The sequence below is a fragment of the Aeromicrobium sp. P5_D10 genome (genome assembly GCF_054049535.1).
In genome coordinates this window covers 145,014-166,636 of the sequence record NZ_JBFUME010000004.1, presented here as the reverse complement: position 1 = coordinate 166,636, position 21,623 = coordinate 145,014, and the positions used below count along the sequence as shown (strand labels likewise).

Sequence of the window (21,623 nt, the reverse complement as noted above, 5' to 3'; positions counted from 1 at the left end):
GAATGCGCGTCACGACGGGCGCATTGCGTCCGCGTAGAGGTCGTCGAGGACGTCGGCGTACTTGCGGTTGATCTCGGCACGACGCAGCTTCATGGTCGGCGTGAGCTCGCCGCCCAGCATCGAGAAGTCGTTCGGCAGGATGACGAACTTCTTGATCTGGCTAGCCTTGCTGTACCCGGCGTTGACCCGGTCCAGGTCGGCCTGGATGAGGGCTCGCACGTCGGGGTGGCTCGCGAGGTCGTCGGCAGCGCCATCCAGCCCCACGGCCTGCCCCAGGTGTCCTAGCTCGTCAGGATCGAGGGTGACCAGGGCAACCGGGTAGGGTCGGCGGTCGCCATGCATGACAGCGTGCGAGATCCACCGCGACTGGCGCAGATCGTTCTCGAGATTGGCGGGGCTGAGGTTCTTCCCACCAGCGGTGATGATGATGTCCTTCTTGCGGCCGGTGATCGTCAAGTAGCCGTCGTCGTCCAGCCGGCCCAGGTCGCCGGTGTGGAGCCAGCCGTCACGCAGGGTCTCCTGTGTCGCCTCGGGATTGTTCAGGTACCCCGCGAACACATTGGCCCCGCGTGCGCAGATCTCGCCGTCATCCGCGATCCGCAGCTCGACCCCGGCCATCGCCGTGCCGACGGTGCCAAATCGGGGCAGGTGCTTCGGGGTGAACGACAGGGCGGCGGTGGCCTCGGTCATCCCGAAGCCCTCGACGATCGGGATGCCGGCCCCGTGGAAGAACTCGAGGACGTCGTGGGAGATCGGGGCCGCCCCGGTCAGGCACGCGCGGATCTCCCCGCCCAGGACGGCTCGCACCCGGCGGAAAACGAGCGCGTCGGCCAGCCGCACCTGCAGCGCAAGCAGCCCGGTGATCGGCCGGCCGGCCTGGAGGGCCGCGGCCCTGCGTCGTCCGACCGTCAGCGACCAGTCGAACACGGCCCGCTTCGGCCGCGAGGCGTCAGCAGCGCCGGCCGTCGCCGTGGCGTGGATCTTCTCGAAGATGCGTGGGACTGACGGCAGAAAGGTCGGGCGGACCTCGGACAGCTCTTCGATGACGTTGCTGATGTCCCCGCCGAAGTAGGCCACGGTGGCACCTGTCTGCACCGCGGTCATCTGGACCATGCGTGCGAACACGTGGGCGAGTGGTAGGAACAGGTAGACCGTGTCGCTGGCGTCGATGAGGTCTGCCGCGGCCACCGCGTCGATCGTCGACGTCAGGTTCTGGTGGGTCAACAGGCAGCCCTTCGGCCGGCCCGTCGTCCCGGACGTGTACATCACCGTCGACACGGACCCTGGTTCGACGGCGGCGGCCCGCTCGGCGAGCTGGTCGTCACTCGTCGTCGTCCCGGTGGTCCGCAGCCCCTCGAGGGTCGGTGCCAGAGGTGCTCGGGGATCGTCGTCGATCAGGTAGCGGTGCTCGAGGTCCGGCAACTCGCCGGCGACGGCGTCGACCTTGGCCATCATCTCGGCGTTTTCGCACACGATCCATGTGGCACCGGAGTCGGCGACGATCCACCGGATCTCGTCGGGGCTGCTCGTGGGATAGACCGGGACGACGACACCGCCGGCGCGAAGGATCGCGTGGTCGACGATCGTCCACTCCGGACGGGTCTGGGATAGGACGCACACGCGATCGCCTGGCTGCAGCCCGTTGGCGATCAGACCGCGCGTTGTCGCGGTCGTCTCGGCCTCGAGGTCGGCATACGTTCGTTCATGCCACTCGCCGTTCCGCTTGAAGCGGATCGCCACGTGGTGCGGGTACGTCTGTGTGGCGGTCTGCAAGTGAGCGACGAGGGTCGTCGGCACAGATTCCGAGCTCATGGAGGTTCCTTTCCGCACCGGCCCTGTCGTCCCGATGACGTCGTAGAACGACGCTAAGGCCGTCTCCAAGCTGTGCCAGTGACCCCGGCTCGCAGGATCCTTGACCGCCACGTCCACCATGGATGCCCCATGATGGGGCCATGCCCGGAGAACTCCACGTGGACGAGTGCACGACCGCGACGGTGCCTGCCGACGTCGCGAACGCGGCCCTGGACGCGGCCCGCCGCCGCGGCATCGACGTCGACGAGCTGCTGCGTGCCGCCGGCATCAGCGCGTCGGTGCTGGGCTCTGCGCTGTCACGGGTGACGAGCGACCAGGCGAGTGCCGTGCTGCGCCGCATGTGGGACCTGACCGACGACGAGCTGTTCGGCCTCGGGCGTGAGCCGATGCCGCGGGGCAGCTTCCGGATGGTGGCCTTCACCCTCGTCAACGCCGTCGACCTCGGCTCGGTGCTCGCGCGGATGGCCGAGTTCGGGGAGTTCCTGCCGGGGCACCCTGGGGTGCGCGTGCGGCTCGACGGCGACACGTGCCGTGTGGCGGTGGAGGTGGAGCCGATCGACGACGATCCGGAGTTCCTCGTCGACTTTCTGCTCACGACCGTCCATCGATTCCTCGGCTGGATGGTGGGCCAGCGCATCCCGTTGGTGCATGTCGAAGTTCCCTACCGTCTGTCCGGATCAGCGCGGAGCCACGATGTCGTCTTCGGGGCCCCGGTGCTCACGTCCTCGCACGGAGCTGCACTGACCTTCAGCAGTGCGCTGCTCTCGGCTCCCGTGATTCGGAGCGAGGCCGAGATGATCGACTACATGGATCGAGCCCCCGACGACATCGTCCGCGTGCGTGACTACGGCAGCACGACGGGCGACCGGGTGCGACGGATCCTGGAGCACGGTCTGCGGGGTGACTGGCCGTCGCCCGACGAGATCGCGGCCCGCCTCACGACGAGCCCGCAGAACCTGCGAAGGCAGCTGCGGGACGAAGGCACGTCGATCACCGACATCAAGCAGGACGTCCTGAGGGATGCCGCGATCACCAGTCTCGTCACTGGCGACGAGACGGTTGCCGACCTCTCGTCGCGTCTCGGCTTCTCCGAGCCGAGCGCCTTCCACCGCGCCTTTCGGCGGTGGACGGGAAGCACGCCGAGGGACTACAGGCGCCCCGGTGCTGACTGACGTCGAGCGACGGGCCGTCAGTCAGCGGGGTGCCATGCGCAGCGCGCCGTCCATCCTGACGACCTCGCCGTTGATGTAGTCGTGCGCGATGAGTTGGGTGACCAGGAGGGCGAACTCGTCGGGCCGTCCGAGGCGTTGCGGGAACGGGACACCTGCTGCGAGACCGGCGCGAACCTCCTCGCCGACAGTGGCGAGCATCGGGGTCTCGACAATGCCGGGCGCGATGGTGTTGACGCGGATGCCGTGCTGGGCGAGGTCTCGGGCCGCCGGGAGGGTCATCGACACCACGCCGCCCTTCGAGGAGGCGTAAGCGGTCTGTCCGATCTGACCGTCGTAGGCGGCGATCGAGGCCGTGTTGATGATGACGCCGCGCTGGCCATGATTGAGCTCGGCGTTGCGCGCGATCTCCTCTGCTGCCAGCGCCATCACCGTGAAGGTGCCGACCAGGTTCACCGTCACCACTTTCGCGAACAGGTGGAGGTCGTGGACACCGGCTCGTCCGACGACGCGCGCCGAGGGACCGATGCCGGCGCAGTTCACGGCGATACGCAGCGGGGCCGCTTCTGCGGCCACGGCGACCGCGTGGCGCACCTGGGTGCCGTCGGTGACGTCGGTCGGGACGTAGACCACGCCCTCGACCGGGTCGACGCCGTCGAAGGAGAGGTCCATTGCGACGACGTGTGCCCCGGCCTCGGCGAGGGCTCGTGCGGTCGCCGCGCCGAGCCCGGACGCTGCGCCGGTGACGATCGCGGAGGTGCTGTGGATGTCCATGTAGTTCTCCTAGGTGTGTGGGTGTGAACGGGAGTGATTCAACGGATGAGAAAGAACCGTTGCCAATAGATGGTAGTGCATGTAATTTTGTACACATGGACTCGAAGAGTGCGGACGACGTCGTGACACAACCGGAGGTGCCTGTGGTCGAAGCCTTCAGTGAGACGTACGCCGAGGCGCGTCGCCGGTTCCTGGACCTGGTGACCGAGCGGGGCGCTCGCCTCAAGTCTGTGGTGCACCCGACCGAGCGAGGGGCCGAGGGCGAAGAACTGGCGATCGACGTGGCCACGTTCGGCGATCCCGAGGCCACCAGGACGCTGTTGATCGTCTCGGGCACCCACGGCCAGGAGGGCTTTCTCGGCTCGGCGCTGCAGCTCGCGTGGCTCAACGATCTCGAGATTCCAGATGGCGTCAACGTGGTGGCGCTGCATGCCCTGAACCCCTGGGGCTACTCGCACCACTCACGCACTGACGAGGCCAACATCGACCTCAACCGGAACTTCGTTGACCACGGGACCGCTTTTGCGCGCAACGACCTCTACCGCGAGCTGTTCCCGTCGCTCTGCCCCGAGGACTGGACCGAGGAGGCGAGCGACTGGGGCCCGGTACTGGACGAGATGGTGCAGGCGCACGGTCCGCAGCAGATGATCACCGCCTTGTCGGGCGGTCAGGCTGTCGAGCCGACCGGCATCACCTATGTCGGCGACCGTCCCGCCTGGTCGCACACGGTCGTCGCCGAGCTACTCCCTCGCGTGCTGGCCCGTGCCGAGAAGGTGGCCTTCATCGAGTGGCACACCGGCATCGGCGCGTGGGGCGAGCTCGCCCATATCTGCAGCCTGCCGGTTGACTCGGACGGGTACGAGCGGGTTGTCGACTGGCTGGGGGAGTCGGCCCGGACCAGCTTCTCGTCGTCCGCCGCGATGTCGGAGGGACACACCCCGTCGTACACGGGATTCTTCTCGGCGTGGCTGCCGAGCACCGCCCCTTGGGCGGAATGGGCTGGTCTCCTGATTGAGGTCGGCACCTATGACAATTTGACGGTGCTCAACACCGTGCGCCTCGACCGATGGCTGAAGTACGCTACCGGGAGTACCTATACCTCGCGCGAGGCGATGTTGGACCTGATGATGGAGGGTCTCAACCCGGAATCGCCGACCTGGCGCGAGGCAGCCATGACCAACGGGCTCGACGCCCAGACACGCGTGCTGAAGGGACTGGCCGAGTGGTGACCGACTCGGTGGTGACAGAACGACGCTTCGAGCACATGAACGACCTCCTCGTCGACGCGCTGCGGACGCACGCGGACAGGACGCTCGTCGTCGAGTCCGACGGCGCGAGTTGGACCGGGGCACAGCTCGAGGTCGCGATGGCCCGATGCGCCGCGGTGCTGGAGGAACTGGGGCTTCGGGCCGGCGACCGGGTCGCGCTGTTGTCCGGCAACCGTATCGAGGTGCTCTTCGTCCAGCAGGCCGTCGCCGCGCTGGGCGGTGTCTTCGTGCCCCTGCATCCGCTCGGCAGCCCGGTCGATTTCGCGCACATCCTCCTCGACGCCGCAGCTACCCATGTGGTCGTCGACGCTCGGCGGATGGACGAGATTGCCAAGGCCGTCGAGATCGCTGGCAGCAACGCTCGGGTGCTCCGCATCGGTGGCGGCGAGTCCGACGACCTGCGGGTGCTCATGGCGGCTCAGAGCGCAACGGTGCTCGAGCCTCGTCCCACCGATCTCGAGGACATCTGCCGGATCGTCTACACCGGCGGCACCACGGGTGTGCCCAAGGCGGCCCAGATCAGCTACCGGAGCATGTCGGCGATGTACGGCATCCTGCTCGAGGAGTGGCAGTGGCCCGAGGAAGTCCGCAACCTGCTGGTCGCCCCGCTCAGCCATGCCGGCGGCATCAACTTCGTGCCGACGATCGCACGGGGTGGCACCCTCTACGTCGAGCAGTCGTTCGAGGCGGGCGAATTCCTCGCCCTCGTCGAGCGGTATCGGATCACGTGCGCCCTGCTCGTCCCGACGATGATCGCCGCGATCCTCGACCACCCGAAGCTGGACGAGCACGACACCTCCAGCCTTTCCACGATCTTCTATGGTGCCTCGCCGATCTCGCCGCAGCGGCTCAGGGAAGCCATCGCCCGGTTTGGGCAGATATTCTTCCAGTTCTACGGCCAGGCCGAAGCGCCGACCACTGTCTGCGTCATGAGGCGCGAAGAGCACGACGTGACGTCCGACGCCCGCATGGCGTCGTGCGGGCGGCCAGTCGCAGACGTCGAGGTGCGATTGGTGGACGACCAGGACGTCGACGTGCCCGACGGGCAGCCCGGGGAGCTCTGCGTCCGGGGCCCCCTCCTGATGAGCGGCTACCTGAACCGCCCCGAGGAGACGGCTGAGGCGATGCGGGGTGGTTGGGTGCGCACCGGTGATGTAGCCGTGCGTGACCCCGACGGCTTCTTGCGCATCGTGGACCGTGCGAAGGACCTCGTCATCACCGGGGGGTTCAACGTCTACCCCCGCAACGTAGAGGACGCGCTCGAAGAACATCCCGCGGTGGCCGGCGCATCGGCCTTCGGTGTCCCAGACGACTACTGGGGCGAAATCCTCGTTGCCGTGGTCGAGCTGCGCGACTCCAGCGTCACGACCGACCAGCTCAAGGCGCACGTTCGCGCGCTGAAGGGGTCGGTGCAGACGCCGAAGCGCATAGACATCGTCGAACGCATCCCGCTGACGCAGGTCGGCAAGCGTGACAAGAAGGCGCTGCGCGGCGCCTTTCTCGAGCAGCAACAGGCCACGATGAACGAAGGAATATGATGAGCGCCACGAACGGGCTGCGCGAGCAGCTCACCCGGTTGATGGAAGAGCGTCACGTACCCGGCCTCCAGGCGGTGGTGCTGCGCGATGGCAAGGTCGTGGCGTCGGAGGTGCTTGGAACCGCCAACCTCGAGCACGACGTCGCGGTGACGCCCGAGTCGGTGTTCTCCATCAACTCGATGGCCAAGGCGTTCACCGGGGTCGCGTTGATGCAGCTGGTCGAGTCGGGCGACCTCGACCTTGACGCGCCGGTGTCGCGCTACCTCGATTCTCTGCCCGAAGCCTGGCAGCCGATCACGATCCGACAGCTCGCTACCCTCACGTCGGGAGTGCCGGAGATCATGGCCTACGGCGCGGACAACTCCGTCGGACTGATCGCGGCGGACGAGGAGGCAGCCTGGGCTGTCGCCTACGACGCGCCCATGGAGTTCGAGCCCGGCCACGGCTACAACTACGTGCAGACCAACTACGCCCTGCTCGGCAAGGTCATCGACCGCCTTGCCGGCAAGCCGTTCGTTGACTTCATCATCGAGCGACAGTTCGACGTGGCAGGCATGACGCACACGCGGTACGCCAACGACCTGGACCTCATCTCGCATCGCGCCGACACCTACATGAGCCTGGACGCCGCCGGTGAGCCCACGGGCAGGATGGACAAAAGCCGTCTGGACTGGCCGCACGTCCTGCGCACCGCGGCTGGACTCCACAGCACCGCTGAGGACCTGGCCGCCTGGATGTCTGCTCTCGAGGGAGGTGCGCTGCTCTCGGGAGCAAGTCTCGACATCCTGTGGTCCCCGAACCCCAGCCACGACGGGGGGCCTGGCATGTGGGGCATCGGCTGGCTCGTCTTCGAGCGACCCCAGGGGCTCGTGCCAGCCCCCGGCGGTGGGGGGAAAGCGCAGATCGCCCGCTATCCCGACGGGCTGACGATCATCGTGCTCACCAATCTGCTCGGCGCGTTCCCTGAACACGTGTCGGTGGCTTACGGCAATCCGATCGACCTCGTCTACATGGACGACCTGATCCCCTTCTGCCCATGACGACACAGCAGAACGGATAGGCTGACGTGGTGGACTTGGATCGCGACCTCATTGAGGCCACGCAACGAGAATTCGAGCGTCGTGGCATCCGCGCGCATCACGAGCTTGCTGTGACCCTCGAGGTCGAGCGCATCAATCGTCTCGTCCAGGCAGCTGCGCAGCCGGCGCTCACCGCCGTGAACCTGACGTTCGCCGGCTGGCAGGCTCTGACGGCGCTCAGCTTCCACCCGGCCAAGCAGATGCCCACGGCCAAGCTGGCCGTGCGCGTCGCTGCCCATCCGACCACGATCACCCGGACTGTCGATCGTCTCGAGCGCGACAAGCTGGTCCGGCGATCTCAGGGCAGCGATCGGAGGGTCACGGTCGTGACTCTTCTTCCCGCGGGCGAAGACGCCCAGCAGTCCATGGCGACCGCACTGGACGCCAATGAATGGGGCATCGGCGGTGTCCCTCCGGAGCTGCTCACTGACCTCGCAGCAAAGCTGCGTGAGGTTCGTGTGCTCGTGGAGGAGCGCATCGCCAGCACCGACTGAGCCCATGGGGCAGCCGGTGCGTCCGGGCTCCGCACGACGACTATTCGTGGTCCCTCCGCGCTCTGCCTCTGTATGCGTGGACGGCGCCCACATCCTCGCGGGGGAACTCGCCATGTTCCTCGGCTTGCCCCAGGGAGACGCCTGGGGGATCGAGTGGACAGAGTGAGACGTCATGCTGAACCGCCCCGGCGGAGCTCCTCTGCCGCGAGCAGGTCTACGAGCTCTTCGTACCCGTAGAGACTGGCGAGATCCTTGGGCGTGAGTCCTGCGTGTGTCCGTAACGACAACGAGGCCCCTGCCTCGAGGAGTACCTGAGCCGATGCGGTGTGGCCGTGCCACACCGCATCGTGGAGCGCGGTGAGTCCGTTGTAGGGCCCCTGCGCGTCGATGTCTGCCGTGGGTGCACTCGGTCGCGGCGACAGCAGGCAGCGAAGGACATCATCGAGCCCGAAGTAGGCGGCGTCGTGAACAGCTGTGCCTCTCATGAGTCCGATGGTGCGACGCGGGTCCGCGCCAGCGGCGAGGAGGAGCTCCACGACGTCCACATGACCTTCGCGGGTGGCGACGCCCAGAGGTGTGTAGTCGTCATCGAAGCCACCCACGATCGGGTGGCGCTCGTTCAGCACTGCGCCACCTGCGATGAGCTGCTCGACTGTGGCAAGGTCGCCCGCCTTCGCGGCCGCAAACAGAGAGAGGGAGGCCACCGTTCGGGCGTTGGTGGCGTCGTGGTCCCGGATGAGACCCGCGATGGCCTCCCGGCCATCCTCATGAGCGAGTTCAGCTGCTGTCTGGTGCCAGTGGTTCATCACGTCGGTTCGAGCTCCGCGGCGCAGGAGCACCCGGACGGCTTCCGGCTGCTTCTGCAAAACAGCGTCCATGAGCGCAGTGTTGCCTAGGGACGGAGACTGCTGATCGATGAAGGCGCCATGATCGAGCAGCAGCGACACCACATCGCCATTGCCACCCTGGGCGGCTTTGTGAAGGGCTGTGGCGCCCATCTGTCGTTCCACCCTCAGGGGGTCGGCGCCGGCCGTCAGGAGGATCGCGACGAGCTGTGCGTTTCCCCGGGCAGAGGCGACCATCAGGGCGGTCAGTCCGTCGGCCAGGGCCTGGTTGACGTCGGCCCCGGAGCGGAGAAGCTCGACAACGTCGGAGAGGTCTTCCCGTCGAACAGCCTGGTCAAGGTTCGTCATCGTTCGTCCTTCTCTTCGGTGCGATAGTGGGGGGTGCATTGCCATTCGATATCGGCCAGGAACGTGATGATCTCAGCCGTCACTCTTTCGGCCGCTTCGTGCTGCGGCCAGTGGCCGACGCCCTCGAGGCGGATCACGTCCACGAGCCCAGGTGCATGTGGACGCAGCTGTTCCACCGTGGGCGGGTCGGGGTGGAACAGCTGGCAGAGGCCGTCTTCAGCTCCCCAGATGTAGAGCGACGGCTGCCGGATCGGTACTCCCTTGAACGCTGACATCTGCTCGAAGGTGACGTCGGACGCTCGGTAGTAGTTCAGGCCGCTGGCGAAGCCGCTCTTCTGGAATGCGGCGATGGAGCTCGACACGTACGAGGGATCGGCCCAGGATGGGACGCTGACCGGTGCCGGTCGCAGCATCCCTCGGGACGCGTCGACAGGATCCCATCCTTCGCCCGCCGCAGGGCTTCCCGACATCCAGTGCAGCGCGCTGGGGATGGAGGCCGTCGCGGGTTCGAAGGCAAGGTGCCCATCAGGCTCCATCATGTCGAACGCGTAGTAGAGGTCTCCCAACCCATCGTTCTTCAGCTGACCCCAGGTACTCACTTCTCCGCGCGGCAGGAAGGGGATGCTCAGGCTGACCAGTCCACGGAACAGATCTGGACGAAGCACCATCGCGCGCTGCGCTACATCGGCGCCCCAGTCGTGGCCTACGAGTACAGCCTCAGGGATTTCCAACGCGTCCAGAACCGCGACGAGGTCTCCGACGGTGTGCAGAGCACTGTAGAGCTCGACACTGCTGGGGGAGTAGCTCGCACCGAACCCCCGCATGTCCAGAGCCACTGCTCTGTATCCCGCCTCCGCGACGCCGGCCATCTGGCTGAGCCAGGTCTCGCCCACATCTGGGAACCCGTGGGCGAACAGGACAGCAGGACCGTCTCCTTGATCAAGCACATGGAACGGGTGCCCATTTGCATTGACCTCCCCTCGGCGCAACGGCGGTGAATTTCTCGTTGATTCGCTCAACTGTGCTTCTCCATCTCTCTCGCGGTTATGAACGCGTCTCCGCGCGGGTTGCCACCCGGTGACGTCTTCGTAGCTGGTAACCTACTAATGGTAGTAACCATAACCTACTAAAGGTAACTTAATGACCACCCATCCCGCGCCGTCAACTCAGGAACCACCCAAGCGCCGCCTTTCGTGGCCCGATCGCCACCAGGATCTGCTGGAGAAGGGGCTGAATATCGTGCGGGAAGAGGGGGTGGATGCGCTGACGCTCGGCGTCCTGGCGCAGCAAGCGGGCGTGTCAAAGCCTGTTGTCTACGATCACTTCGAAACGCGTTCAGTGTTGTTGACCGCTTTGTACCGATGGATCGATGCCGAACGCAAACAGGCGTTCCAAGAGGGAATGGCGCGGGGCGACATCGCCTACGAGTCCACCGTCGACGCTCTTTCATCGACGTACATCAGGTGCGCGACCGATGCGAGCGGTGAGTTCTTCGCTATCGGGGCAGCCATGACCGGCAGCGAAGAACGAGCGCGCATCTATCGAGAGCTGGTCGACACAGGCGTCCGGATGTTTGAGGCTGTCCTGCGGCCACATGTCCGGCTACCTGATCTCGAACTGCAGCGTCTGTGCATTGCGCTGGTCGGCGCGGGCGAATCTCTGTCGACCTCGGTTCTCGAGGGCGCGACCACGGAGGATGACGCGATCGCGACGTACTCCCACCTGATCAGACAGGCCATGGGCCAGTCGCTCGCCCGCTAGGTGCGCTCGGCGGACGCCGGGTGACCCGTGGGGTCGGAAGGCGCGCCGATCACGGCCCTGATTCCGTGGTTGCGTAAGCGTGCCCCGGTGGGCCCGGCATGCCCGGGCAACGCCACGCTTCGACGTGCGCGCCATGTTGCCGCTGTGTAAAAAACAATGCTCTACCAACAAATGGCTTGCGGATAATTGGTAGTGCATGTAATTTTAGGCACACGCCAGAGCGATGAGCTCATGGCATCCAGCACAGCTCTTTCCGCCCTCACAGGGAGCGCACATGACTGCTCAGCGCCTGACGCTGTTCCTCGCGCGACGCCTCGGTGCGTTGCTCGTGATGGTGACGATCCTGTCTTTCGTCATCTACTCTCTGCTCTACATCGCGCCCGGCAGCCCGGTCGACATCCTCCTGGGTTCCCAGCCGCGCACGCCCGAGACCGTGCAGCTACTCAACGAGCGCTACCACCTCGACGAGCCGTTCCTGACGCAGTACTGGATCTGGGCGAAGGGGGCTCTGCACTTCGACTTCGGCACCTCGATCCAGACGACGCTTCCGGTCAAGGACGAGATCAGCTCACGGCTTTCTGTCTCGCTCTTCCTCGGCGTCTTCGCCTTCGCACTCACGATGATCATCGGTGTCGGGCTCGGGATGGTCGCGGCGCTGCGGCGCAAGACCGCGGTCGACCGCGGGATCGTCGGCGCCACCGTCGTCGCGCTGAGCACGCCAGCCTTCGTCAGCGGGGTGTTGCTGCTGTTCCTGTTCGCCATCTTGATCCCGATCTTCCCCACCACCGGCGCTGGTGCGGGGTTCACCGACCAGGTCTGGCACTTGACCCTGCCTGCGGTAGCACTCGCGCTGACGGTGTCGGCGTTCGTGCTCAAGCACACGCGGGCGGCTCTGATCAGCGTCATCGACCAGGACTACGTGACCTTCGCCCGCGCTCGGGGGCTGAGCTCGACGCGGATCATGCTCACCTACGTCCTGCGCAATGCCCTCATCCCCATTGTCACCATCAGTGGGCTGGTGCTCGGGGCCCTCATCACCAGCGCGTTCCTCGTCGAGGTGACGTTCTCGCTGCCAGGCATCGGGACCCTGCTCGTCGATGCCGCCATCAACAAGGACCTACCCATGATCCAAGGCGTCGCCATCGTCATCGCCGTGGTCATCATGCTCGCCAACCTGCTCGCGGACCTGCTCTACATGGCAGTCGACCCCCGCATCCGACTCGGAAGGAACGCGGCATGAGCCTCCCCCTGGACACCGGCAAGAGCCGCCTGCGCCGCCGCCCGCACGTCTCGTTGTCCGTCATTCTGTGCGTAACCGTCATCCTCGTCGTCGCGCTGTTGGCGCTGCTGGGCCACCTCATCGCGCCGCAAGACCCCCAGGCGCAGATGACGTCGTTGGGCATGTCGGGCCCGAGCGCTGACCACTGGCTGGGTACTGACCAGCTCGGTCGCGACATTTTCTCCAGGCTCATCGTCGGCGCCCGGACGGCCTTCATCGGCCCCTTGATCATCGCCGCGTGCTCATTGGTCATCGGAGACCTGCTGGGACTCGTCGCCGGCTACTACGGAGTATGGGTTGACTCGCTCATCATGCGCTGGGTCGACCTGATGTGGTCCATCCCGTCCCTGCTGGTCATCATCGTGGTGGCCGGTGCCTTCGGCGGAGGCTACTGGCTCGCTATCGGCCTGCTGGTCGTCCTGGTCATCCCGATGGACGTCCGCGTCGTGAGGGGCGCTGCGCTGGAGCAGGCACCTCGCCCGTACGTCGAGTCCGCCAAGACCCTCGGTGTGTCGAACCTCCGGATCCTCGTGTCGCACATCTGGCCCAACGTCGCCCCGGTGGCAGTCGCCAATGCGTTCCTCATCTTCGCGACCGCGCTGGTGTCGCTGTCAGGGCTCTCGTTCCTCGGCCTCGGCGTGAACCCCGGAACACCCGACTGGGGGCTGATGCTCGCCGAGAACCTCAGTTTGCTGTTCGTCAGCCCCGTCGCGGCCCTGGCACCCGGGGTGATGATCGTCCTCACCGCAGCGTCGATGAACGTCTTCGGCGACTGGATCTACGAGCGCCTCTCCGAGCGAGGAGCTGCGCGATGACGCGGACAGACGGCGCCAGCGCCACGGCCGAAGCCACGACGACGACACCAGACCCACAGATCGCGGAGACTGCCATGGGAACCGACCTGTCAGCAGGGGCTGCCCCCTTTCCGCTCCTGGACGTGGCTGGCTTGACGGTCGTGCACAAGACGCCCGATGACACCTCCACCGTGGTGTCGGAAGTCGACTTCACGGTCGGGCACGGCGAGATGATCGCGGTGGTCGGTGAGAGCGGCAGCGGCAAGTCTGTGACGGCGAAGGCGATCATGGGGCTGCTGCCGCAAGGACTCCACGCCGCTGGCACGATCGCGTTCGAGGGCAAGGATCTCATGACCCTGGGGCCCCGCCAGCGTCGGGCCATGCGCGGCAACGCCATCGGGATGATCCTGCAGGACCCCTTCACGATGCTGAACCCGGTGATGCGGGTCGGGCGCATCCTGGTCGAGTCGCTCCCGCCGGAGCTCGCGAGACGTCCCCGCACGGAGAAGCGGCAAGAAGCCGTCCGGCGACTGGCCGAGGTCGGCATCGACGACCCATCGGTGGTCGACCGGTACCCCTTCCAGCTCTCGGGCGGAATGCGTCAGCGGGTGGCCATCGCCGCCGCGCTTGCGTGTGACCCTGACATGCTGATCGCTGACGAGCCGTCCACCGCGCTCGACGTCACCACACAGCACGAGATCCTGTCGCTGATCAAGGACCTCCAACGCTCCCGCGGAATGGGCGTACTGCTGATCACGCACGACCTCAGGTTGGCCTTTGGAACCTGCGATCGGGTCCACGTGTTCTACGCGGGATCGCTGCTCGAGGTCGCTCCCTCGGCTGACCTCGAGCTCGAACCGCTTCACCCCTACAGCCATGGGCTGCTTCTATCCGAGCCTCCGGCCGATCGCAAGCTCCGCGAGATGCTCTCGATCCCCGGATCGGTGCCGTCGCCCGACGACGTGGCTGGCGGGTGCGCCTTCGCGCCTCGCTGCCGCTGGGCAACTGACGTCTGCAAGGAGTCGGCGCCGGAGATCGTGAACGTGGGTGGCGATCGTTGGTCGCGGTGCGTGCGTATCGACGACATCCGGGACGAGATGGCCGAGATCCGTTCGCGTGTCGAGGCCGGTGTCGACGAGGTTGCCCCACCGCACGGAACCCGCGACCAGTTGGTGCAGGTTCGCGACGTCGTCAAGCAGTTCGGCAATGGCAAGGGAGGCGTCCGCGCTGTCGACGGCGTGTCGATCGACCTCGCCGCAGGGCAGAGCGTCGGCATCGTGGGGGAGTCCGGCAGCGGCAAGACCACACTGGCACGGATGCTGATCGGGTTGGAGACACCGACGGGCGGCCTGATCGAGATCGACGGCGTCGACGCCTCAGACTGGTCGGCGCTGAACCGGCGCGACGCGCGTCGGCTGCGCGGCACCGTGCAGATGGTCTTCCAGGATCCCTACTCGAGCCTGAACCCGATGCGCACCATCGGGTGGACCTTGCAGGAGGCGATCCGGACCCACGACCCGAAGGCGGCCGACATCTCGGCACGGGTCGGCGACCTGCTCGAGACGGTCGGTCTGCCCGCAAGCTATGCCCAGCGCAAGCCCGTGGCCTTGTCGGGAGGCGAGCGGCAGCGCGTCGCCATCGGACGAGCGCTCGCAGCCCGACCACAGCTCCTGATCTGCGACGAATCAGTGTCGGCACTGGACATGTCGGTGCAGGCTCAGATCCTCAACCTCTTCGGGAAGTTGCGCGAGGAACGAGGGATCGGCTACCTCTTCATCACGCACGATCTCGCCATCGTCCGCCAGGTCGCCGACTACATCTACGTGATGCACCGCGGTCGCGTCGTCGAGCATGGGCTCACCAGCGACGTGCTGGACCGGCCGACCGCGCCGTACACCCGCAAGCTCATCGACTCCGTGCCTCGATCCGACGGCTGGGCCTCGTGAGGCCGCCGCGGGACGACGGCGCCCACGGCGCACGACCAGAAACACCCAAGAACTCGGGGACGGCACGAAGTGGCCCGCGACATCGACGCGGTTCCACCCAGCAGACAATCGACACACTAGGTGAGGATGCTCATGCGTAGACAACACGGTGCGATCGCGGTCGCAGTGATCATGGCGATGACGGGGCTGAGCGCCTGTAGCTCAGGTTCGGGTTCTTCCACGTCCGCAGGCGGCAAGGGCGGTGCCCTTCGCGTCGGTCTGGTGGGCAGCACCAGCACGCTCGACATCGTCGACTCCCAGATCGCGCCGCTCCTGACGGGCGCCAGCCTGGAAAGCCTCGTGCGGCTCAAGCCGGACGGAAGCCTCGAGCCCCGCCTGGCCGAGAGCGTCGAGAACCCCAGTCCGACCGAGTATGTGTACAAGATCCGCAAGGGCGTGAAGTTCTGGGACGGCCAGGAGCTGACGGCCGACGACGTGGCCTTCTCGCTGGAGCGCTACCGCGACCCTGCGTCCTACACGGCCGCCAAGTACCGCACGGTCGACACGATCAAGGCCACCGACAAATACACCGTCACCGTGACCCTGAAGTCGCCGGACTCCAACTGGCCGACCCAGGCATCGATGTTCTCCTCGCAGATCTTCCAGAAGAAGTTCTACGAGGCCAACGAGAAGAACTTCGGCAACCCCGGCACCCTGTTGATGGGCACCGGCCCCTACGAGACCGTCAAGCTCGACCCGACCACCGGCGCACAGTTCAAGGCCAACCCCAACTACTGGGACGGCAAGGTCAAGTTCAAGACGATGGACGTCAGGTTCTTCGACAACGAGACCAACGCAGCGATCGCGCTGCGCGGCAAGTCGGTCGACATGGTCCCCAACCTCGCCAACGCCGCGTCGTTCAAGTCGACGTCGAAGGCCAAGATCGTCAGCGGTTCCAGCTGCTCGATGGGCTTCATCGGGATGAACACCCAGTCGGGGCCATGGGCGGACCTGAACGTACGTCGTGCCGTCGCCTACGCGCTGGACCGTTCAGCGTTCGTGGACGATGTCGACGGTCGCGCTGAGGCCATCACGACGTTCATCCCGCCGGCCTCGCTGGAGACGATTGCGTCGAAGGACGAGGTCGACTCGATGGTGAAGGCGCTGCCACAGTATCCCTACGACCTCGACAAGGCGAAGGCCGAGCTCGCCAAGTCGGGTTACCCCGACGGCTTCTCGGCCGAGCTGCCGACCACCGACTTCTCGAACAACGTGACCGGTTCGCAGATCTTCGCCGACCAGATGTCCAAGATCGGCATCAAGCTGACCGTCAAGAGCCAGACGATCGCGAAGTGGGTCTCCGGCGTCAGCGCAGCGGCCAAGACCCGACCGACGGTGTATACGGCGGGTCAGGGTTGCACGCCGACCCCGGGCTACATGCCGTCGTACTGGCTCGGTTCTGAGGGCCTGGCCGACGGAGGCAGCAACCTCGCCGCCTACGCACCCGAGAAGGTCGACAGCATCATCAAGCAGGCGTCGGAAGCAAACACCCCGGAGGCGCAGTTCGCCGCCTACACCGATCTCCTGACCCAGCTGGGCGCGGACGTCCCGTACCTTCCGATCATGGCGCTCAAGGCCAGCCTCGGCATCGCACCAGGCTTCGAGTGGTCGGGTTACTCCTCCCCGTGGTGGAACGGACCGTGGCCGCTCGACATCTCCCGCACGAGCTGACAATCGCACGACCAGAAAGGCGCAAAAATGACTGAAACCACACCGTTCGTCTTCGAGGACGCAGTCGTCATCGACTCGGCCTGCGAGTTCGACTACTGGCGCACCCACCTGGACGAGTGGCTCAAGGGCGGCACGACGGTGTGCGTGCTCACGGTCTCGGCGCTCGGCGCTGCCCGGGAGGCGCTGTTCGCCTTCGGCAGGTGTTTCGAGTTCATCCGCAACACCCCTGGAATGCGACTGGCGACAACAGTCGACGAGATCCGTGCGGCCAAGGCTGCCGGCGAGATGGCCGTGGTGTTCCACTTCCAGGGCACGCGGCCCTTCGAGTACGAGCCCTCGCTCATCGAGGCCTACTACCGGATGGGTCTGCGGATCGTGCAGGTCTCCTACAACCGTCGCGGCATCATGTGCGACGGGTGCGAGGAGCCGAACGATGCCGGGCTGAGCAAGCTGGGCGAGCAGATGCTCGCCGAGCTGAACCGGCTCGGCATCCTGGTCGACGTCAGCCACACCGGTTGGCGCTCTGCGTTGGAGGTCATCGAGGCGTCGACCGCACCAGTCATCGCTTCGCACTCGAACGCGTACGCCGTGCACCCCAGTACCCGCAACATCCCGGACGAGGTCATCAAGGCCATCGCTGGGAGCGGGGGAGTCATCGGCATGAACGGCCTGCCGTTCTTCGTGGCAGCCGACACCGCTCCCACCCTCGACCAGTTCATCGACCACATGGTCCATGTGGACAGCCTGGTCGGCCCCGGTCACGTGGGCCTCGGCATCGACTACTGCCGCGGCAGCCAGGTCGACGACGACGCGATGCTGTCGATGGAGCAGTACGAGGGCCTCATCAAGGCCCAGATCTGGCGCCGGGAGACCTACGCGCCGCCGCCGTTCTACTTCCCCGAGGGCCTCGGTCAAGGAGGGCCGAGCGGCTTCCCGAGGCTCGCCGAGCGGATGCTTGAGCGCGGCTACACCGGCGAGGAGGTCCGCGGCGTCCTCGGCGAGAACTGGCTTCGGGTCTACGGCCAGGTCTGGTCGTGAGCTGACCGTGCGCACCGGGCAGCACCCGGTGCGCACGGCACCCCTCCAGCAACGGCGACGCCCCCGACGGGTGAGCGCCCGGACAACCGCTGCCTCCGGGCAGCCACATCAACAGATTGGAACCTTCATGACCCGTGTCGCCATCGTCTCCGGTGTCCGCACCCCCATCGCGAAAAAGGGCAAGGCCTACCGCGACGTCCACCCCGTCGATCTGCTCGCCACGTCCTTCAACGGTGCCCTCGCGGCCGCCGGACTCGATCCTGCACACGTCGACATGGGCCTGGCCGGTGCCACCGGCCAGGTCGGTGGACAGGCGCAGAACGTCGGCCGCAACGCCTGGCTGTCCTTGGGCCTGCCGATCAACGTTCCTATCTCGACGCTCGACGCGCAGTGCCCTTCGAGCCAGCTGGCCGCGCACCTCGGCGCCGCGTCGATCGTGGCCGGGGACGCATCGGTCGTCATCACCGGCGGCGTGGAGTCGCTGACCCGAGTGCCGACCGGCATCGCCGGCACGGTCGGCGAAGACGGCCCGATCTCGCAGAGCCTGCGCGAGCACTGGGACATGCCGCACCAAGGCGAAGCCGCCGAGCGTGCTGCCGACAAGTACGGCATTACCCGTGGCGCGTGTGACGAGTACGGCGTCCGATCGCACCTCGCCGCTGACGCTGCGTGGGACCGCGGTGCGTTCGACGACGAGGCCGTGCACGTCACGGTCGACGGCAACGTCCTGCTGAGGCGCGACGAGGGCATCAGGCCGGACTCGAGCTTCGAGAAGGCCGGGAAGTTGCCGGGCGTGTATCGGCCGGACGGCGTGAACAATGCAGCCAACTCCAGCCAGCTGTCCGATGGCAGCTCGGCGATGATCTTGGCCTCCGAGGAGGCAGTCAACCGCTACGGGCTCAGCCCGCTCGCCTGGATCCGCTCGACGACCTGGACGGGCAACGACCCCGACATCATCTTCGACGGACCGAACGACGCGACCGCCAAGATCCTCGCGAAGACCGGGCTCACCCTGGACCAGATGAAGCTCATCGATGTCCACGAGGCCTACGCGATCCCGGTCTTGATCTTCGAGCAGTACTTCGGCGTGGGCCGGGACCGCATCAATCTCGACGGCGGTGCCATCAGCATCGGCCACCCGTTCGGCGCGACCGGAGGTCGGCAGCTGCTGCACCTCGCCCACGCGCTCCGTGCTGCCGGAGGCGGGATGGGCCTCTCGACGATGTGCGGTGGTGGCGGTATCGCGACGGCCACCATCATCGAGTCGGCCGACTGACAAAGGCAGGTCACGAGCCCCGCGCCACAGGCACGGGAAGTATCCCCGCCGGTGGGTTCACCGATGAGCCCGCCGGCAGCCGACAACTGAGAAGGGCAGGCAGATGGGTCACGAGCTAGGGCAGGGTGCCGGGCCGTTGCGCGGTGTGAAGGTCGTTGAGATCGCCGGCATCGGGCCCGGCCCGCACGCCTGCATGATCCTGGCCGACCTGGGTGCCGACGTCATTCGGATCGAACGCCCAGGAGCCGGAGGTATGTTCTCGTTCGGCAGCAAGGACGTGCTCAACCGCGGTCGGTCGAACGTTGCGCTCGATCTGAAGCAGCCGGCGGCCGTCGCCACGGTGCTCGACCTCGTCGAGCAGGCCGACGTCCTGGTCGAGGGGATGCGTCCTGGGGCGATCGAACGGCTCGGGCTCGGCCCGGACGCGTGCCTTGCGCGCAACCGGCAGCTCGTGTTCGGACGCATGACCGGATGGGGCCAGGACGGGCCGTGGAGCCAGGCTGCCGGCCACGACATGAACTACATCGCCATCACCGGGGCCCTCCACGGCCTCGGACAGGACCCCAGTCGTCCGCACTTCCCGGGCAACCTCCTCGGCGATTTCGGGGGCGGATCGACCTACCTGGTGATCGGCATCCTCGCCGCGCTTCTCGAGGCACGCGTCAGCGGGCAGGGACAGGTCGTCGACGCAGCGATCGTCGACGGCACGGCACACCTCAGCGCGATGCGGTCGACCTTCCTCGCCCTCGGGCTCGACGATGGCTCGCGCGGAACCGGGCAGCTCGACGGCGGCGTGCCCTGGTACGACGTCTACGAGACGTCCGACGGGCAGCACATGAGCGTCGGAGCGCTCGAGCCCCAGTTCTGGCGCGCTCTGGTCGACCGCATCGGCGTCGAGCTGCCGGACCGGGACGACCCCGCCAACCACGCCGCGATCCGCGAAGCACTGACTCGCAGGTTCATGTCGAGGACACAGGCCGAGTGGGCTGACGTGTTCGCAGGCACCGATGCCTGCGTCGCGCCCGTCGTGCCGCTCGCGGAGGCCCCCCAGCACCCGCATCTCGCTGCGCGCGGCACCTATGTGTCCCGTGACGGCCTCACCCAGCCCGCGCCCGCACCGCGTTTCTCCCGGACCCAGGCGAGCGTGGGGCGGCCACCGGCTCTCCCCGGCGCACACACCCGCGAAGCGCTGACCGCCTGGGGGATCTCGGACGTCGACGCGCTCCTCGAGTCCGGCGCAGCGGTCGAGTCATGACGCGCGCGTCGACGATGAGGCCCCTGCCTGAACATCCCGACTGGCTGTGGCGCGACCCCGAGCCGAAGACGTCGTACGACGCCGTCATCGTCGGAGGCGGCGGTCACGGTCTCGCGACGGCCTACTACCTGGCCAAGAACCACGGCATCACCAACGTCGCCATCGTGGAGAAGGGATGGCTGGCCGGCGGCAACATGGGCCGCAACACGACGATCATCCGTTCGAACTACTTGTGGGACGAGAGCGCTGCGATGTACGAGTTCGCCCTCACTCTGTGGGAGCAGCTCCCCGAAGAGCTGGACTACGACTTCCTGTTCAGCCAGCGCGGCGTTCTGAACCTCGCGCACACGCTGCAGGACGTCCGCGAGAGTACCCGTCGGGTGGAGGCCAACAAGCTCAACGGCGTGGACGCGGAGTGGCTGACCACCGACGAGGTCGCTGAGGTCTGTCCCATCGTGAACGTCTCGCAAGACGTCCGTTACCCCGTGCTGGGCGGCACCTTTCAACCGCGCGGCGGTATCGCCAAGCACGATCACGTCGCGTGGGCGTTCGCCCGAGCGTGCGATCAGCTCGGCGTCGACCTCATCCAGAACTGCGAGGTCACCGGGTTCGTCAAGGACGGTGAGCGCGTCGTGGGGGTGGAGACGACCCGCGGGCGGATCACCACCGGCATGGTCGGTCTGGCCACATCCGGGCACAGCAGCGTGATGGCCGAGAAGGCAGGCTTCCGTCTTCCCGTCCAGTCCCACCCCCTGCAGGCGCTCGTCTCCGAGCTCTACGAGCCGGTGCACCCGACCGTCGTGATGTCCAACCACGTGCACGTCTACGTCTCGCAGGCCCACAAGGGCGAGCTGGTCATGGGCGCCGGAGTCGACGCCTACAACGGATACGGGCAGCGCGGCTCCTTCCACGTCATCGAGCACCAGATGGCGGCAGCGGTCGAGCTCTTCCCGATCTTCGCGCGCGCCCGCCTGCTGCGCACGTGGGGCGGTATCGTCGACGTATCGCCCGACGCCTCTCCGATCGTCGGCCCTACCCCGGTCGAGAACCTGTTCGTTACGGCGGGCTGGGGCACGGGAGGGTTCAAGGCCACCCCTGCTGCCGGCTGGACGATGGCACACACCATGGCCACCGGGCAGGCGCACGAGTTGAACCGCCCGTTCGCGCTCGACCGCTTCACCTCGGGCGCCCTCATCGACGAGCACGGCGCCGCAGCCGTGGCTCACTGACGTCGCGC

General features: G+C 66.7%; 18 protein-coding genes. 14 read left to right on the top strand and 4 right to left on the bottom strand.

Going from position 1 to position 21,623, the window contains the following annotated elements; all coding sequences use genetic code 11:
* Positions 1-9: 9 nt before the first annotated feature.
* Positions 10-1,812 carry an AMP-dependent synthetase/ligase gene (locus tag ACXJKC_RS08580; RefSeq protein WP_456696285.1) on the bottom strand — a complete coding sequence of 601 codons (1,803 nt, stop codon included), beginning with the start codon at positions 1,810-1,812 and terminating at the stop codon, positions 10-12.
* A gap of 140 nt (positions 1,813-1,952) precedes the next feature.
* Here ACXJKC_RS08580 and ACXJKC_RS08575 point away from each other — a divergent pair, with 140 nt between their 5' ends.
* Positions 1,953-2,984, top strand: a complete 1,032-nt coding sequence (locus ACXJKC_RS08575; protein ID WP_456696284.1) for an AraC family transcriptional regulator — start codon at positions 1,953-1,955, stop codon at positions 2,982-2,984.
* Positions 2,985-3,005: 21 nt separating this feature from the next.
* Here the strand turns inward: ACXJKC_RS08575 and ACXJKC_RS08570 are convergent, their stop codons facing one another.
* Positions 3,006-3,755: an SDR family NAD(P)-dependent oxidoreductase gene (locus ACXJKC_RS08570; protein ID WP_456696283.1), complete on the bottom strand. Its 750-nt coding sequence runs from the start codon at positions 3,753-3,755 to the stop codon at positions 3,006-3,008.
* A 95-nt stretch (positions 3,756-3,850) separates the two neighbouring features.
* On the opposite strand from ACXJKC_RS08570, the gene ACXJKC_RS08565 reads away from it, so the two are divergent.
* Genes ACXJKC_RS08565 through ACXJKC_RS08550 form a run of 4 tightly spaced genes read left to right on the top strand, consistent with a single transcriptional unit; the run spans position 3,851 to position 8,134 of the window.
* The gene (locus ACXJKC_RS08565) at positions 3,851-4,984 is read left to right on the top strand and encodes a DUF2817 domain-containing protein (RefSeq protein WP_456696282.1); all 1,134 of its coding nucleotides are present in this window, start codon (positions 3,851-3,853) and stop codon (positions 4,982-4,984) included.
* 35 nt (positions 4,985-5,019) lie between these two features.
* A complete protein-coding gene (locus ACXJKC_RS08560) occupies positions 5,020-6,561 on the top strand; it encodes an AMP-binding protein (protein ID WP_456696281.1) in 1,542 nt (513 codons plus the stop codon).
* The gene (locus ACXJKC_RS08555) at positions 6,561-7,601 is read left to right on the top strand and encodes a serine hydrolase domain-containing protein (protein ID WP_456696280.1); all 1,041 of its coding nucleotides are present in this window, start codon (positions 6,561-6,563) and stop codon (positions 7,599-7,601) included. The genes ACXJKC_RS08560 and ACXJKC_RS08555 overlap by 1 nt, the downstream gene beginning before the upstream one ends.
* Before the next feature lie 29 nt (positions 7,602-7,630).
* On the top strand, positions 7,631-8,134 hold the full coding sequence (locus ACXJKC_RS08550) for a MarR family winged helix-turn-helix transcriptional regulator (protein ID WP_456696279.1): 504 nt from the start codon (positions 7,631-7,633) through the stop codon (positions 8,132-8,134).
* A 170-nt stretch (positions 8,135-8,304) separates the two neighbouring features.
* Here the strand turns inward: ACXJKC_RS08550 and ACXJKC_RS08545 are convergent, their stop codons facing one another.
* Entirely contained in the window at positions 8,305-9,327 is a 1,023-nt protein-coding gene (locus ACXJKC_RS08545) for an ankyrin repeat domain-containing protein (protein ID WP_456696278.1), read from the bottom strand.
* Entirely contained in the window at positions 9,324-10,274 is a 951-nt protein-coding gene (locus tag ACXJKC_RS08540; RefSeq protein ID WP_456696277.1) for an alpha/beta fold hydrolase, read from the bottom strand. The genes ACXJKC_RS08545 and ACXJKC_RS08540 overlap by 4 nt, the downstream gene beginning before the upstream one ends.
* Before the next feature lie 193 nt (positions 10,275-10,467).
* Between ACXJKC_RS08540 and ACXJKC_RS08535 the strand changes: the two genes are divergently transcribed.
* From ACXJKC_RS08535 to ACXJKC_RS08495, 9 genes are all read left to right on the top strand, one after another.
* Positions 10,468-11,088 (top strand): TetR/AcrR family transcriptional regulator, encoded by a 621-nt coding sequence (locus tag ACXJKC_RS08535; protein ID WP_456696276.1) that lies wholly within the window; start codon positions 10,468-10,470, stop codon positions 11,086-11,088.
* A 274-nt stretch (positions 11,089-11,362) separates the two neighbouring features.
* The gene (locus ACXJKC_RS08530; RefSeq protein ID WP_456696275.1) at positions 11,363-12,328 is read left to right on the top strand and encodes an ABC transporter permease; all 966 of its coding nucleotides are present in this window, start codon (positions 11,363-11,365) and stop codon (positions 12,326-12,328) included.
* Complete coding sequence (locus tag ACXJKC_RS08525) at positions 12,325-13,182, top strand: ABC transporter permease (RefSeq protein ID WP_456696274.1); 858 nt, start codon at positions 12,325-12,327, stop codon at positions 13,180-13,182. The genes ACXJKC_RS08530 and ACXJKC_RS08525 overlap by 4 nt, the downstream gene beginning before the upstream one ends.
* Positions 13,179-15,107 carry a dipeptide ABC transporter ATP-binding protein gene (locus ACXJKC_RS08520; protein WP_456696273.1) on the top strand — a complete coding sequence of 643 codons (1,929 nt, stop codon included), beginning with the start codon at positions 13,179-13,181 and terminating at the stop codon, positions 15,105-15,107. The genes ACXJKC_RS08525 and ACXJKC_RS08520 overlap by 4 nt, the downstream gene beginning before the upstream one ends.
* Before the next feature lie 132 nt (positions 15,108-15,239).
* On the top strand, positions 15,240-16,817 hold the full coding sequence (locus ACXJKC_RS08515) for an ABC transporter substrate-binding protein (RefSeq protein ID WP_456696272.1): 1,578 nt from the start codon (positions 15,240-15,242) through the stop codon (positions 16,815-16,817).
* A gap of 27 nt (positions 16,818-16,844) precedes the next feature.
* Positions 16,845-17,855 carry a dipeptidase gene (locus ACXJKC_RS08510; RefSeq protein ID WP_456696271.1) on the top strand — a complete coding sequence of 337 codons (1,011 nt, stop codon included), beginning with the start codon at positions 16,845-16,847 and terminating at the stop codon, positions 17,853-17,855.
* 127 nt (positions 17,856-17,982) lie between these two features.
* Positions 17,983-19,131, top strand: coding sequence for a thiolase family protein (locus ACXJKC_RS08505; protein ID WP_456696270.1), 1,149 nt, complete (start codon positions 17,983-17,985; stop codon positions 19,129-19,131).
* A gap of 103 nt (positions 19,132-19,234) precedes the next feature.
* Positions 19,235-20,386, top strand: a complete 1,152-nt coding sequence (locus ACXJKC_RS08500) for a CaiB/BaiF CoA transferase family protein (RefSeq protein WP_456696269.1) — start codon at positions 19,235-19,237, stop codon at positions 20,384-20,386.
* Positions 20,383-21,615 (top strand): sarcosine oxidase subunit beta family protein, encoded by a 1,233-nt coding sequence (locus tag ACXJKC_RS08495; RefSeq protein ID WP_456696268.1) that lies wholly within the window; start codon positions 20,383-20,385, stop codon positions 21,613-21,615. Before ACXJKC_RS08500 ends, ACXJKC_RS08495 begins: the two co-directional genes overlap by 4 nt.
* Positions 21,616-21,623 lie beyond the last annotated feature (8 nt).

What these genes read in the sequence shown, in the direction of transcription:
- ACXJKC_RS08580 (WP_456696285.1), bottom strand. Translation starts at nt 1,812, where the DNA reads ATGAGCTCGGAATCTGTGCCGACGACCCTCGTCGCTCACTTGCAGACC.
- ACXJKC_RS08530 (WP_456696275.1), top strand. Translation starts at nt 11,363, where the DNA reads ATGACTGCTCAGCGCCTGACGCTGTTCCTCGCGCGACGCCTCGGTGCG.
- ACXJKC_RS08560 (WP_456696281.1), top strand. Translation starts at nt 5,020, where the DNA reads ATGAACGACCTCCTCGTCGACGCGCTGCGGACGCACGCGGACAGGACG.
- ACXJKC_RS08565 (WP_456696282.1), top strand. Translation starts at nt 3,851, where the DNA reads ATGGACTCGAAGAGTGCGGACGACGTCGTGACACAACCGGAGGTGCCT.
- ACXJKC_RS08520 (WP_456696273.1), top strand. Translation starts at nt 13,179, where the DNA reads ATGACGCGGACAGACGGCGCCAGCGCCACGGCCGAAGCCACGACGACG.
- ACXJKC_RS08505 (WP_456696270.1), top strand. Translation starts at nt 17,983, where the DNA reads ATGACCCGTGTCGCCATCGTCTCCGGTGTCCGCACCCCCATCGCGAAA.
- ACXJKC_RS08575 (WP_456696284.1), top strand. Translation starts at nt 1,953, where the DNA reads ATGCCCGGAGAACTCCACGTGGACGAGTGCACGACCGCGACGGTGCCT.
- ACXJKC_RS08495 (WP_456696268.1), top strand. Translation starts at nt 20,383, where the DNA reads ATGACGCGCGCGTCGACGATGAGGCCCCTGCCTGAACATCCCGACTGG.
- ACXJKC_RS08545 (WP_456696278.1), bottom strand. Translation starts at nt 9,327, where the DNA reads ATGACGAACCTTGACCAGGCTGTTCGACGGGAAGACCTCTCCGACGTT.
- ACXJKC_RS08500 (WP_456696269.1), top strand. Translation starts at nt 19,235, where the DNA reads ATGGGTCACGAGCTAGGGCAGGGTGCCGGGCCGTTGCGCGGTGTGAAG.
- ACXJKC_RS08570 (WP_456696283.1), bottom strand. Translation starts at nt 3,755, where the DNA reads ATGGACATCCACAGCACCTCCGCGATCGTCACCGGCGCAGCGTCCGGG.
- ACXJKC_RS08515 (WP_456696272.1), top strand. Translation starts at nt 15,240, where the DNA reads ATGCGTAGACAACACGGTGCGATCGCGGTCGCAGTGATCATGGCGATG.
- ACXJKC_RS08535 (WP_456696276.1), top strand. Translation starts at nt 10,468, where the DNA reads ATGACCACCCATCCCGCGCCGTCAACTCAGGAACCACCCAAGCGCCGC.
- ACXJKC_RS08555 (WP_456696280.1), top strand. Translation starts at nt 6,561, where the DNA reads ATGAGCGCCACGAACGGGCTGCGCGAGCAGCTCACCCGGTTGATGGAA.
- ACXJKC_RS08525 (WP_456696274.1), top strand. Translation starts at nt 12,325, where the DNA reads ATGAGCCTCCCCCTGGACACCGGCAAGAGCCGCCTGCGCCGCCGCCCG.
- ACXJKC_RS08510 (WP_456696271.1), top strand. Translation starts at nt 16,845, where the DNA reads ATGACTGAAACCACACCGTTCGTCTTCGAGGACGCAGTCGTCATCGAC.